At 61.1% G+C, this 13,450-nt stretch carries 10 protein-coding genes and 5 pseudogenes; 8 read left to right on the top strand and 7 right to left on the bottom strand.

Going from position 1 to position 13,450, the window contains the following annotated elements:
• Positions 1 to 93 precede the first annotated feature (93 nt).
• Positions 94 to 1,278, top strand: a complete 1,185-nt coding sequence (locus NKJ90_RS14540; RefSeq protein WP_352486196.1) for a site-specific integrase — start codon at positions 94 to 96, stop codon at positions 1,276 to 1,278.
• A 413-nt stretch (positions 1,279 to 1,691) separates the two neighbouring features.
• On the opposite strand, the gene NKJ90_RS14535 is transcribed toward NKJ90_RS14540, so the two are convergent.
• On the bottom strand, positions 1,692 to 2,132 hold the full coding sequence (locus NKJ90_RS14535; protein WP_031261243.1) for an Lrp/AsnC family transcriptional regulator: 441 nt from the start codon (positions 2,130 to 2,132) through the stop codon (positions 1,692 to 1,694).
• A gap of 140 nt (positions 2,133 to 2,272) precedes the next feature.
• Between NKJ90_RS14535 and rocF the strand changes: the two genes are divergently transcribed.
• The 3 genes from rocF to NKJ90_RS14520 all read left to right on the top strand — a co-directional run bounded on the left by rocF (position 2,273) and on the right by NKJ90_RS14520 (position 6,020).
• Positions 2,273 to 3,205: an arginase gene (rocF, locus tag NKJ90_RS14530; RefSeq protein WP_352486195.1), complete on the top strand. Its 933-nt coding sequence runs from the start codon at positions 2,273 to 2,275 to the stop codon at positions 3,203 to 3,205.
• Between the two features lie 2 nt (positions 3,206 to 3,207).
• Positions 3,208 to 4,263, top strand: coding sequence for an ornithine cyclodeaminase (gene ocd, locus NKJ90_RS14525; protein WP_352486194.1), 1,056 nt, complete (start codon positions 3,208 to 3,210; stop codon positions 4,261 to 4,263).
• Between the two features lie 1,280 nt (positions 4,264 to 5,543).
• Entirely contained in the window at positions 5,544 to 6,020 is a 477-nt protein-coding gene (locus NKJ90_RS14520) for a Ros/MucR family transcriptional regulator (RefSeq protein WP_023762579.1), read from the top strand.
• Positions 6,021 to 6,039: 19 nt separating this feature from the next.
• Here the strand turns inward: NKJ90_RS14520 and NKJ90_RS14515 are convergent.
• From NKJ90_RS14515 to NKJ90_RS14490, 6 genes and pseudogenes are all read right to left on the bottom strand, one after another.
• Positions 6,040 to 6,425 (bottom strand): annotated as a pseudogene (locus NKJ90_RS14515) (ParB/Srx family N-terminal domain-containing protein); the annotation flags it as partial.
• A 172-nt stretch (positions 6,426 to 6,597) separates the two neighbouring features.
• Positions 6,598 to 6,965 (bottom strand): annotated as a pseudogene (locus NKJ90_RS14510) (DUF2958 domain-containing protein).
• Entirely contained in the window at positions 6,962 to 7,933 is a 972-nt protein-coding gene (locus NKJ90_RS14505; protein WP_352486193.1) for an ArdC family protein, read from the bottom strand. The pseudogene NKJ90_RS14510 and the gene NKJ90_RS14505 overlap by 4 nt, the downstream one beginning before the upstream one ends.
• Positions 7,934 to 8,116: 183 nt before the next feature.
• Positions 8,117 to 8,891, bottom strand: a pseudogene (ligD, locus tag NKJ90_RS14500) (non-homologous end-joining DNA ligase).
• Between the two features lie 158 nt (positions 8,892 to 9,049).
• Positions 9,050 to 10,090 (bottom strand): non-homologous end-joining DNA ligase, encoded by a 1,041-nt coding sequence (gene ligD / locus NKJ90_RS14495; protein WP_352486296.1) that lies wholly within the window; start codon positions 10,088 to 10,090, stop codon positions 9,050 to 9,052.
• Between the two features lie 362 nt (positions 10,091 to 10,452).
• Positions 10,453 to 10,818, bottom strand: coding sequence for a hypothetical protein (locus tag NKJ90_RS14490; RefSeq protein WP_352486192.1), 366 nt, complete (start codon positions 10,816 to 10,818; stop codon positions 10,453 to 10,455).
• Between the two features lie 250 nt (positions 10,819 to 11,068).
• Between NKJ90_RS14490 and NKJ90_RS14485 the strand changes: the two genes are divergently transcribed.
• The 4 genes and pseudogenes from NKJ90_RS14485 to NKJ90_RS14470 form a co-directional block, all read left to right on the top strand.
• Positions 11,069 to 11,653 (top strand): hypothetical protein, encoded by a 585-nt coding sequence (locus tag NKJ90_RS14485; protein ID WP_352486191.1) that lies wholly within the window; start codon positions 11,069 to 11,071, stop codon positions 11,651 to 11,653.
• Positions 11,653 to 11,811 (top strand): hypothetical protein, encoded by a 159-nt coding sequence (locus NKJ90_RS14480; RefSeq protein ID WP_352486189.1) that lies wholly within the window; start codon positions 11,653 to 11,655, stop codon positions 11,809 to 11,811. The genes NKJ90_RS14485 and NKJ90_RS14480 overlap by 1 nt, the downstream gene beginning before the upstream one ends.
• A gap of 346 nt (positions 11,812 to 12,157) precedes the next feature.
• Positions 12,158 to 12,325, top strand: a pseudogene (locus NKJ90_RS14475) (IS91 family transposase); the annotation flags it as partial.
• Positions 12,268 to 13,130: pseudogene (locus NKJ90_RS14470) on the top strand (IS630 family transposase); the annotation flags it as partial. The pseudogenes NKJ90_RS14475 and NKJ90_RS14470, both read left to right, overlap by 58 nt.
• Positions 13,131 to 13,450: the final 320 nt, after the last annotated feature.

Here is a 13,450-nt window from a genome sequence, read left to right as displayed (position 1 = left end):
CGTGTGCGATTTTTGCACGCAACATCTCGTAACTATCGGATTTTATTACTATTCCGCCCCATCCAGCATGGGTGCAATAGCCAGGCTATGGTCTTGATTTTTCAGCATTTTTTCTTTAACATCAATTTGGTAGACGCAAGCGCGGCCACGCCACTTTACGCCAGAATACGACCCTTTTCGCCACGTTTCGATCTTTCAGTGCACACGGAGCGCACACGAAAAAATGGCCACCTACACAAAACTCTCGTCCGGCTCCTGGCGTGTGCAAGTCCGTCGCAAAGGTCGCTACGCCAGCGAGACCTTTCTGAGGACGCACGACGCTGGGCAACCGAAACCGAGCGCCAAGTCGATCGCGGTGAGACGCCGACAAAGTCCCGTATAGCGCGCCTGAAAACCTTCGGCGAACTCCTCGACCTTCATATCGACGACATGTGCGATGTAGGCAAGTCCCCTCGCCGCTCCAAGGCCGCAGCCCTCGATATGCTCCGAAGACATCTGGGGAAGTGCAAAATAGTAGCCCTGGATCGCGAACGGCTCATTCGTTTTGGTCGGGACCGGGCCGACCAAGGCGCCGGACCGATGACTCTCGGTATCGACATCGGCTCTATAAAACTCATTCTGGCTCATGCCGCTGCAGTTCACGGCCTGCCCGTCAAGGTCGAACCAGTCGATCTCGCGCGTATCGCCCTCAAGAGACTTGGCCTCATTGGGAAAGGCCACCAGCGCGACAGACGGCCGACGCAGGATGAACTCGACAGGCTCATCGGTCACTTCGATGCAAACCCTCGTCAAATTGCTCCGCTTAGCCAGATCATACGTTTCGCCGTCGCAACCGCGATGCGCCAGGAGGAGATCTGCAAGGTGCGTTGGTCCGACCTGGAATCTCGCACGCGGATGCTTCTTATCCGTGATCGGAAAGACCCTCGGAACAAGAACGCCAACAATCAGCGCATACCGCTATTCGCGGCAACTGGATACGATGCTTGGGCCATTGTCGAGGAGCAGCGGGCAAAGCGTAGCAACGACGATGATCGAATTTTCCCATTCAATCATAGGTCAGTCGGCACCGCCTTCCGTCGGGGATGCACTGACCTGAGCATCCACGACCTACATTTTCATGATTTGCGGCACGAAGGAACGAGTCGGCTTTTCGAGGCCGGATTCACGATCGAACAAGTTGCGCTGGTAACTGGGCACAAGGACTGGAAAATGTTGAAGCGCTACACCCATCTGAAGCCGGAGGCTCTCCACGCGCTGTTGGCAGCGCGCGCCGCATAGATGTGAGTGTCAAAAGGTTCTTCACGATAGAACAAGTCGCTTTGGTCACGGGGCACAAGGATTGGAAGATGTTGCGTCGATATTCGCATATCAAGCGGAAACCCTGCACACGATCCGAGTTGCGAGGGCAGCCTAGTGAGAGGCGAGATCGAATACGGCCTCCGGATCGCTGGGCATTATAAGATCCAGCAATGGTCTTAGGACTGCCAGCGTCACCAACCCGCATCAGCGTGGCGGAGTTGTCGGCGATGAGCTTGCGTTGATCTGTGAGGTTGGCTAGCTGTGAGCGGCTATCGTCCTACCCTATTCGGTCGGGCTCACGGCGAACAGAAACTGGCCGGCCGAGAAGCTCTGCATCGTTAGAAGCGCTGGTTTGCATCTCACTCGCCCGCACAGTCGGCCTTGATCGGATATTATGTTAGTCGTGCCCGGGTCGTGCGCGGCGTCGCCAGGAGCAGACTAGTTTCGCTGCCCGTTATGCCGGCTATGAGCCGGATGCGCCGCAGCACCGCATCGAAATCGGTCAGTGATGCGGTCCCAAGCTCGACCACCAGGTCCCAGCGGCCATTGGTGGTGTGGATGGTCGAGACTTCAGGGAAGCCGCCCAGCGCCCGGACCACGCGGTCAGCGGCGTGGCCCTCAATCTCAATCAGCATGATACCTCGGATGCGCTGATCAACGGCGTCGGCGCGCAGCACCACCGTGTAGCCGATGATGTCGCCGGATCGCTCCAGCCGCTCCATCCGTGCCCTGACTGTGGCGCGCGAGACGCCGAGGTCGACGGCGAGGTCAGACACGCTGCGCCGCGCATCATGCCGAAGCAAGGTCACGAGCCGTTCGTCCAGCGCATCCATCGGGATTACCATTTTGGTCAATTTCGCTGCTATTACGATAAACAATGCTTTTCGAATTGCCAATTCTGCCTGTTCATATCGCCGGCTCGCCATGATCTCCTCGCGGGTCATTCGAACTTGGTCAGCGGGAAAACAAGACAATGCGTTGCAGAATCGTCGGGGCGCCAGTGCAGGATGGCGCTGGCAGGATGGGATGTGAGATGGGGCCAAGTGCGCTCAGGACGGCCGGACTTGCTGAAGTGCTGTCCGGCCTCGGCCACGCTGTCGAGGATATGGGGGCCGTCCAGGCAACTCCGGCGAGGCGCGTCGTGCATGGCAATTTGGCACTGAAGGCCTTGCCCGAGATATCAGCCTGGACATCCGCGATTGCTCACGCCGCCTATGCCGCGAGCGAGGACGCCATGCCTATCTTTCTCGGCGGCGACCATTCGATATCCGCCGGGACCGTATCGGGCATAGCCCGCCGCGCTGCCGAAGCCGGACGCCCGCTGTTCGTGCTGTGGCTCGACGCGCATCCGGACTTCCACACGCTCGACACCACCGCCAGCGGCAATCTGCACGGCGTTCCGCTCGCTTACGCCAGCGGCCAGCCAGGTTTTAGCGGCTATTTTCCGGATCTGCCGGCTGCGGTCGATCCCAAGCGCATCTGCACCATGGGCCTGCGCAGTGTCGACCCGGCCGAGCGCCACGCGCTCAACCAGGCGGGCGTGACCGTGCACGACATGCGCGCCATCGACGAGCATGGCATCGCGCCGCTGCTGCGCGCCTTTCTGGCGCGGGTATCTGCAGAGGACGGGCTGCTGCATGTCAGCCTCGACGTTGACTTCCTCGACCCGTCCATTGCGCCGGCTGTCGGCACCACGGTTCCCGGCGGCGCGACGTTCCGCGAGGCGCATCTGGTGATGGAGATGCTGTCCGACAGCGGCCTCGTCTCCAGCCTCGACCTGGTCGAGTTGAATCCCTTTCTGGACGAGCGCGGCCGAACCGCGACGCTGATGGTCGACCTGACGGCGAGCCTGATGGGCCGCCGCATCATGGACCGCCCCACCCGCAGCCATTCCGGGAGCTTTTGATCATGGCCACGGCAAAGTTGAACATCGTCCCCTTCGTCAGCGTCGACCGGATGATGAAGCTGGTGAACGCCATCGGCGTCGAGCGCTTCCTGACCGAGCTCGCCGGCTACATCGAGCAAGACTTCCGTCGCTGGGAACTTTTCGACAAAACGCCTCGCATCGCATCGCACAGCCATGACGGGGTCATCGAACTGATGCCTACAAGCGATGGGCGGCTCTATGGCTTCAAATATGTCAACGGCCATCCCAAGAACATGCGCCAGGGTTTGCAGACGGTGACTGCCTTCGGCGTGCTCGCCGATGTCGGTAGCGGCTACCCGATGCTGCTCACCGAGATGACCATACTGACGGCGCTGCGTACCGCCGCCACATCCGCTGTCGCGGCCAAGTATCTGGCGCCGGGCGGCGCGCGCACCATGGCCATCATCGGCAATGGGGCCCAATCGGAATTCCAGGCGATCGCCTTCAAGGCGCTGACCGGCATCGACAGGCTCAGGCTCTACGACATCGATCGATCGGCCTCGCGGAAATGCGCGAAGAACCTGGCTGGCATGGGATTTGACATCACCATCTGCGCATCCGGGCAGGAAGCGGTTGAAGGTGCCGGGATCATCACGACCGTCACCGCCGACAAACAGTGCGCCACCATCCTCACCGACAACATGGTCGGCTCCGGCGTCCACATCAACGCCGTCGGCGGCGATTGCCCCGGCAAGACCGAACTGCACAAGGACATCCTGCTGCGCTCCGAGATTTTCGTCGAGTTCCCGCCGCAGACACGCATCGAGGGCGAGATCCAGCAGCTGGATCTCAACCATCCGGTGACCGAACTCTGGCAAGTAATCGCCGGCAAGATGCAAGGCCGGAGAGACGCCAAGCAGATCACGCTGTTCGATTCCGTCGGCTTCGCGATCGAGGATTTTTCGGCCCTGCGCTATGTGCGCGACCAGTTGCAAGCGACCGGTCTCTACGAGGAGCTCGATCTGCTGGCCGATCCCGACGAGCCACGCGACCTTTTCGGCATGCTGCTGAGGGCAGCCCTGAAGCCGGCCGCATAAAAGGCTCGCTTAAAACTGCAGAGACGGTATGGTTCCCATCAGAGGTCACCACGGGCGACCCTACGTTTCAGGTCGACAGCGTTCAGGAAGACCACGAGACCATCGGCATACTCCATGTCGAGGTCGACGGCTTGGTGGCCTTCGTACACACGCGCCGACCCCCCGTGCCCATCAGGTTCCACGACAAGAGGCACGGCCGGTTCCGTGCGTTGGCAGCTCGCGGCAATCCCTATCTGCGTGGTCGTCCCATGCAAAAAGCCCGTCGCTTCGGGGGAAAGCGACGGGCTTTTGTAGGGCGGTATTGTAACATAGCCGCTCCGTAATGATGACTGGCACCGGTGAACATTCGATTAAAAAGCCCGCCAACCTTTCGGCTGACGGGCATAGCTAGGACTGGCTAGGATCTACCCAGCACCGGCTTGGTATCTTGGCAGAGCAGTTGATTGCAAGATCAGGCTGGCACAATTTTGGATTGGACGGCTGAATCAAACGCCCGGCGACGGAAGCCCGAGAGTAGGCCCGCGCCCAAGCTCGGGGCAAAGGCGGGCCCGGCCAAGGGTCGCGCACCTTGACCAGCAGCGAGGGGTGCTGCCGCCAGAGAAACCAGTCGCTAAATATTAGATTCCGCTAATGTGATCAAAAATGCCCACACCCGACATAAGCATGGGTGGGCGGGTCTTGGAGTGGCTAGGAATCAACCCAGCACAGGTCAACGAGCGGCGGAGGGCTGGTTGCGCTCATCGTTCACCGGCATTTTACCTTACGCGACGTTTCCCGGGCGTTGACGGCATGGTAAGCCGACCACAAGGACGCGGTGCGGTTCGATCGGGAGATGGGGGCATCACTCGGTCGGGCCAGGCTCAGGCAGGGCTCCGCGTCCGCACCATTTCAAAATTCGGGCATAGGTCAACGAGCGGCGGAGGGGTTGGTTGCGATCACCTATTGCGCCCGAAATTTTCGTGGACCGCGTAGCCTTGACGCACCGCCTCCGTTGGCAGTTTCTCCATAACCTTCCGCTTGGATTCGTCGATCGCAATCTCCCGGCGAATTGCCAGCGCACGACGGATTATGGCGGGTCCGCCCTCCTGCCCAATTGCGCTTGCACCTTCATTGCTGTGCGGTGCCGCGCCCGAACTGGTTCATGCAGAGTTTCCTGACCCATGCGCCAGCCGCGTTCCATCGTAACTTCTTGTCTTGTGCACCTGGTGCGCTTTGCTGTAGCGAGGCTGCTGACGCAGATCGGGCTACGGCACCTGAAGAGCAGATGAAAGGTCGGCCAAATGCCTGAAGATCTTATCGAGTCCGACGTGGAATTGCTGGAGATGACCGCTGACATCGTTTCCGCCTATGTCAGCAATAACCCGGTTCCAGTTGCGGAACTCGCCCGCGTAATTGCCGATACCTATGAGGCGATCAGCAAGCTGCAGGGCGCGCGCCCACCCAAAGCGGAAGAGAAGCCTACACCCGCTATCCCGATCAAGAAATCGGTGACGCCCGATTTCATCATCTGTCTGGAAGACGGCAAGAAGTTTAAATCGCTCAAGCGGCACTTAGGCACCCACTACGATCTGACGCCAGATGCGTACCGAGCGAAATGGGGCCTGCCCTCCGATTACCCAATGGTTGCGCCGAACTATGCCGCGGTGCGATCCGCGATGGCGAAGGCGATCGGCCTGGGACGGAAGGCCGTAGAGCCTGAACCCGTAACGTTGCCGGCGCCGGCCAAGCGCCGCAAGATCGGCATCAAGACAACCTGACATCCGGGCTATTTTGCACAAAAGCCCGCATTCTGTTCAAATCTTCGCGCTGAAAATTCTCGGCCAGCGAATCCTCCTCGATCGGGACCGCGCTGTGAGCGTCGCTGACAACGCAGGGAACTGGCTCGGTCTTGATCATGCGCTTCTGCTTGACCAGCAGTTCCAGCGCGCGATAGCGGCGCCCGCCAGCCGGCACCTCAAACATGCCGGTCTCGTTACCCTCGCCATCCAGCACGGCCGGACGTTGAGGCTCTGGAGCAGGCCGCGCCGTGCGATCGACGCGGCGAGGTCCTCTATCGTTTCCCCGCGCTTGATGCGCCGGACATTGGACTGGCTCAGCATCAGCTTGTTGAAGGGGAGGTCACGTGAAGCGTTGAGGGTGATCGTCTGCTTGGGCGTAGCCATGGGATTATCTCCGCGACGGGGCGACCGAGACTCTCTCGACCTCCAACCCCGTCAAAAAAGACGGGCGCAGCCCTCTCACGAGGACTGCGCCGCACACCGAAGATCCAGAGGGGGACAGGGCCGCAGACACGACTTTGCGCATCTGCGGCTTTGCGGATTTCAAGGTGAGATCTCACTTGCCGTCCCGGCCATGCTGGGCGGCGTGGTAGAGATGCGTTCGGCTCGCGAAGGTTTCCGACCCGGCGGGCGGCCTCTGCCCAGACCGAAATCGGCAGGTCGGTGCCAAAGAGGATGTCGCGCTCGATGCCCATGCCGAAGGGCAGCCGGATCGAAGTCATCTCAAGGACACGAGAAACTGCCCTGCTCCGGATAGCCGAGATCGGCGAGACCGAACATGGTGTCGCCATCGGCATCCAGCGCGATTGCGAGTCAGGCTCCTTCGCCGAGTGGATTGAAGAACTTCACGACCGGCACGTGTTCGGCGTCGCGCCCGCGGCTGTAGCGAGCAGGCACGCGCAGTTCCTCGGTGAGAACGATCATGCCGCCCTCCTCTCGATCTCGGCCTCATCGACGTCGGCCCGGTCTGCCCTGGCTGCACCGTCAGGTTGCGGCAGGAAGGCGAGCAACCAGTCGGCCGCCTTGCTGGCCTGGGAGGCGGCACGCACGATGGCGCGGTTGTCTTCGCGCAGGACCTCGAGCCAGGAGGCCAGGTAATCGGCGTGGCGCACGGTCGGCACAATACCTAGCGAGGCGCAGCAGAAGGCCGCGTTCATTTCGGCGACCAGTTCCTCGAAAGCATATTGCTTTGTGCCGAAGGCGCCGCCGAGGTCACGGCCGACGCGGGAGGGATGGCCGGTCGCATGCCCAAGCTCGTGCAGGGCGGTGCGGTGCCAGTCGATGGTCTGGAAATACGCCTGCGGAGGTGGCACCTGCACGTAGTCGCGCGCCGGCACATAATAGGCGCTATTGCCGCCGATGCGGAAATCGATCCCTGTCGCCTTGATCAGTGCGTCGACAGCCGGTTCGATCAGTCCGGGCTCTGGTGCGGGCGGAAACACCGCCAGATCGTCGGGCAGATTTTCGCATTGCGCAACGTTGAACACGGTGAAGCGCTTCAGGAACGGTATCGCCTGGGCTGCCTCGCCGGTCTCCCGCGCGCGATTCTTCTCGTCGTCAGGGATGAAGCGGTCAGCATAGACGACGGTGGTCCCGTGTTCGCCCTTGCGGACATGGCCGCCCAGCGATAGCGCCTGGCGGAAAGTCAGCCAGCCCTGGACGGGAAAGCCATGCTCGACGACCGCACCCCACAGGATTAGCACGTTGATCCCCGAATAGGCGCGGCCAGAGGCGGCATTGGCCGGCATGGCGAGGGATGCTTGCGTCGCCGCCGTGCCCCAGGGCTGCACCCAGGGAAAGTGCCCAGCTTCCAGCTCGGCGATGATCTTGTTCGTAATATCGTCATAGAGGCTTGTCCGGTCGGCGCCGGCGCGAGCGTAATGTCTGGACATCGCGTTTCTCCGCGACGGGCCCCGGAGGCCTCTCCTCCAGCTCTCAACCCGTCACGGCAAACCGGTCCGTACTCTCACTCTAGAGGGCGTGGCCGGGGCCTTGAAGGGGAACGCTCCCGAACTTGGGGCAAAGGCGGTCCGCGCCAAATCAGCAAATGTCGCTGACCATCTAGTATCGTTGTACTACCGGACTGCGTGGCGGATGCGGTCGGTAAGCGTTTGTTCGACGTCGAAATATCCTTCCCAGGCTTCGGGCAACTGAGCCCGCGCGGCGGCGGCGAAAACATCGAAACCGTTGGCGCTTTCGCAGGTGGGCAACTCATCCCAGCTGACGGGCACCGCGCACGACGCCCCCGCGCGTGCCCGAGTCGACCAGGGGCAGATTGCAGTGGAGCCCTGGCCGTTGCGCAGGTAATCGAGAAACATTCGGCCCTTGCGCTTCATCTTGCTCATGTTGGCGACGAAGCGCGACGGATCTGTGCGGGCCAGCAGTTCGGCGAAGTTCTTGGCAGAAGCTCTTGACCTCGTCCCAGTCTGCCTTCGGCAGGAGCGGGACGACCACATGAACGCCCTTGCCGCCGGACAGCAACGGCCACGACTGCAGTCCAAGCGCTTCCAGAATGCCTCGAATGTCGAGGGCTGCCTGCTTGACGGCAGCAAAGCCCAAGGCCTCGTCGGGGTCGATGTCGAAGATCATGCGGTGCGGCAGATCCGGCTGCTGGCGACGGCTTCCCCAGATGTGGAATTCGAGCACGTTCATCTGGACACCTGCGATCAACCCAGCCAGGTCATCGACCCACAAGATGCGGCTTTCCTTACCGGACATCTTCTCCAGCTGGCCGTCATGGATGGCCTTGGGCATGCCTGGCAGTCTGTGCTTCTGAAAGAAGGTCTGCTGCAGGTCGCCGTCGGTATCGCGCACCAGCGACAGCGGCCGATCCTGGATGTGCGGCAGCATCTTCTCGGCGACCACGGCGTAGTAGGCGGCGAGCGTTGCCTTGGTCACCTTGGTGCCTGGATACATGACCTTGTCTGGATGCGTCAGCTTGACGCCGACAGCAGCGGCGATCTCCTTGCCGATTCCCGGATCGAGGGCCGGCGTTTTCGGCATTTCCATCAAACCTGGTCGGCCCGCTTGTCTTCGCGCATGCCCTCAAAGCTTGGATGCCGCAAGCTGCCGTCCGGTGTCACTTCGGCATAGGTAACCTCTGCAACAAGCTCGGGCTTCACCCATTTGGCACGTCGGGCAATGTCTCTCGGAACGGAGGCGAAAGCCGGTTTCTCAACACGGCGTTTCTCGAGCTTCGCGAGGATGTCCTTGCGCATCGCCTCGGTGAACCCCGTGCCGACGCGGCCGCGATAAATGAGCTGGCCATTGTCGTAAGTGCCGAGGATCAACGATGCCATGCCACGCCCCGTGTCACTTGGGCGATAGCCGCCGACAACGAATTCCTGTCGCTTCGTGCACTTGATCTTGAGCCAACTCCAGGTGCGTTCGCCGACGTAGGGGCTGTCGGCGCGCTTGGCGATGACGCCTTCGTGACCGCCCTGGCACATGGCGTCAAACACCCTTCTGCCTTGGTCGACGATGTGGCTGGAGAATTGCAGGCTGTCGTCAGGGCGGCGCGCGCCCAGCAGGGACTCAAGTCGCGCCTTGCGTTCGAGGAGCGGCTGGTTCGACAGATCTTCGCCATCCAATTCAAGCAGATCGAAGGCGTAGAACTTGAGGAGCATACCCGCGGCAATGCCGGTTTTCAGCATGGAGAAGTTCGTACGGCCCTGGCTGTCGATGGCAACGATCTCACCATCGATCAGAACCGCGCCTTTGGTCAGATTCTGAAGCGGCGGCAAGATGACCTTGAACTGTCGGGTCCAGTCGTGGCCATTGCGGGTATAGACGACGACATTCGAGCCGGAGATGGCGACTTGGGCACGATAGCCGTCGAACTTCATCTCGAAGAGCCAATCCTCGCCCACCGGTATGTGATCTGTCAGCGTGCATAGCTGGAAGGGACGAAACTTCGGGAGCCGATATGGAGGGACAGATTCTGAGTCTCTGCGCCGTGTGCGGCTTTTGCTGAGGGTGCCGTCTACAGCCGACATGCGGAACTCGGATACATAGTCCGATTCAATACCCTGCCCGGGATTCGGTTCCATGCCCAAGCATCCCGCGCCGGCGACTGTCGGCGCTCAAAGGAAGAACGGCGTATAAGCCGCAGTCCTGCGCGCGGCCGCAACAGCGGACCATTGTCGCGCGCAGGACGGAGGAAATTCGCCCCCGCCGCGGGCGGTGAACGGGACAGCCGTAGGAGCGTCAGCATAGCGCCGGCCGCAGGACGGGACGCGGGACCGACTGTCCCCGTCCGCGGTGGTCCGCATATTTTAGTCGACGCCGACCGCGGAGATGGCGCGGGATTTCCGGCCCTCGACAGTCCGGCCGCTGACCGAGATCGGATTGTCCCAAACCAGAGCCGAGTTGGCCTGGACGAAATCGATGAGGTCGTGGATCCCTTCACCCCTCAATTGCGTGGCAGCTTGTGAATTTCCAACCTGACAGGCCCGCCTCTGTCACAACTCGTGCAGAAGAGCGCTCGCTCGACCGAACTGAACAGAGCGCCTTTTCCATAGCGCTCAATGAGGCCGGCTGGCTCCACCGTTGCATGGTGCGAACACGATCTGCACCAAGCCCGCAATACATGCCATTCGCGAAGATCGCCGAGCGCCACATCCAGGCCCGCGTGAACGCTGCCATCGACTATGGCCTGCGGTGGGATCTTGACCTCGCCTGGTGTCAGGATTTTCTCCATCACATGTCGGCTGTTGTAGTGGATCAGCAGCATGCCCGGGCGGCGCCGGATGGCGGCCTGCCAGGCTGCCTGGCTCACCGTTGAATCGGGGGAGCGAAATGGTTTCTGCCAAAGCCTGCTCCTCGCGCTCCCAGACCTCGATCCGAAAATTGTCTTCCGCGGTTGTTTCCATAGCGTCGCCGGCCAGCGCGATTGACGCCGGGCCCGTCCCTTTGCTGCTCCAGATCACGCTGAAATAAGGAACATATTCCTCCCTCGTCAAGGGGACGCTTGATTCTTTGTTCTCATTTTGTTCACATCGGCAGGATTAGGTTATAGGAGGCGAACCATGGAACTTCGCTTGAACATTGACGACGCAACACCCCAAGAGCTCGCACGTGGAATCGCGGCAGCCGAAGCAGTATTTGAACGCGCCGGCATTATGGCTTTGCAAGGCGCGGAAGGACTGTTCGCGTTGGAAGGCTGGGATTTCAAAGGCTTTCCTGAAGACGACAAGCCTACCGAGGACGAAGATCGGACCGCCACAGTCTGGATGGAGGCCGACAAGGCCGCGGTGACCGCATGTTGTGCTGGATGGTCGGAAGTTCCACACCATCAGGTCATGGAACTGATCAACGTTCCTCGGACGAAGCTGCAAGCCGAAGCGGTTCCAGATAGCTGGCCAGAACGGAAGCAGCTCTATCCTGACGTCGTCAAGCGGCTGGAGATCACGAGCGGCCCGGACCGCCAGATCGATTTCGATATTGCTTTCGTTCTCGGTTGGGTTCCCGAGCGGCCGACCCTGGACCGGGTTGAGCCGCTTTCGGAGCTGGAGACCGTATCCCCCTCTTCACCAGCGACCTTGCCCAGGTCGAAGAGATGCTCGCAAAGCGCTCAAGGACTGGACAATCGAGATCGACCGGGACCCCTGTGATGCCCCCCGACCCGGCGGCCAGCGATGACGATGATGAATTGCGCATGGCGGCATGGCGTGATTTCGAGGGCACCTTGCATATGGAGAAGCCGCCGGCAAATCCCGCAATCGCGCTGACGCTGGCAATGATGCGCGGCCAATCAATGCATTTCGAATAGTGGTCAAACGCAGTCGGGGCTCACCGACGCCATCGGTGATCGACCGCGACTGGCCGCACCAGATTGCGCTGCCGGATGATCTCTGCACCGACCGGAACTTCACCATGATCGCGAAGTTCTGCCAGGAATGAGGGCTTAAGCACCAGACGCGCTATGTACAGGCGATATGGCCGAACCGCAAATATGAAACCTATCGGCTCCATTGCTTCAGCGATGCCGCATCGGCAGAGGCGTTCCTTGATCACTTCGAGGGGCTGATGTTCGATCCGAGGCGGGATCGGGAGAATGGAAAAGTGCGAGGCGTCTGGCGCCGCACGGGCGAATACACGCCGGTGCTCGATCTCGGTGGCTTGCCGAGCGCGAGGCCGACCTGCTGCCGGTCGGATACTTCCACGTCGTATTCACGCTCCCCGCCGAGGTCGCCGACATCGCATTCCAGAACAAGGCGGCGGTCTACGACGTGCTGTTCAAGGCGGCATCGGAGACGATGCTGACGATCGCCGCCGATCCGAAGCCCCGTCAGCCTACCGCGTCGTGGATGGCATCAAACAACATGCGTGCCGAAAATGGTTGGAGTTGCTGGCCGACGCCTTCGTCAAATTGACCGACCAGGAACAGCTGTCGCGCGAGACGGTGCGTCGGCGTTGGCCGAGAACGATCTCAAGCCCTGGCGCAAGGACATGTGGTGCATTCCCAAGGTCGACGCCGAGTATGTCGCGCGCATGGAGGATGTGCTCGACCTCTACGCCGAGGCGCCGGATCCACAGCGGCCGGTCCTGTGCTTCGACGAAAGCCCGACCCAGCTCATCGGCGAAGTGCGGCAGCCGATCCCGGCCGCGCCGGGAAGGCTGGAGCGGCATGACTTCGAATACAAACGCAATGGCACTGCCAACCTGTTCGTCTTCCTCGATGCCCACCGATCCTGGCGCAAGGTGAAAGTCACCGAGCGGCGCGCCGCTCACGACTTTGCCCACTGCATGCGCGACCTTGCCGATATCTATTATCCGCAAACCGAGTGCATCCGCGTCGTCCTCGACAATCTGTCGACCCACACGCCCGCCGCACTCTACCAGCTGGAATTCCATTACACGCCAAAGCACGCCAGCTGGCTCAACATGGTCGAGATCGAGATCGGCGTCCTGCGCAGTCAGTGCCTCGACCGCCGCATCGAAAGTCGTGACAGCCTCATTGCCGAGGTCGCCGCGTGGGAAAACCAGCGAAATAACAGCGGCGCCCGCATCAATTGGATGTTCTCAACCGAACAGGCCCGCCTCAAAATGGCTAAAGCCTATCCAAAGCCCACCGGCAAAGAGTCATAATCCTGCAGAGCCACTAGAACCGAAACACGATCCCGGCCCGCCTGCGGTAGCACCTGACGCGCCGGCGGCCATGTCGCCAGTAACTACGGCAGACCCTTCTCCAGCCCCGCCGGCGGTGGTGGCGGCGGCGATAGTGGCCGTAATCTGGGTCGTAATAAGGGTCGTCGTAGCGCCGATGGTAGACCGGCTCCACTTCCGCCTGAGTACCTTCGTCATCGAAGGTCGGTGAGTCTGGCGCGTCGAGTTCATCGAGAATGCCGCTTTTGGCCCCTGGAACACCTGCCACTGCGTCGATAGGCCGAACCGCGCTTGCAAAGGCC

Origin of the sequence: Mesorhizobium sp. M0051 (assembly GCF_040323235.1) — a bacterium.
GTDB lineage: Bacteria > Pseudomonadota > Alphaproteobacteria > Rhizobiales > Rhizobiaceae > Mesorhizobium.
The sequence above is the reverse complement of the archived record's forward strand: the minus strand, read 5'-3'. Positions and strand labels throughout refer to the sequence as shown.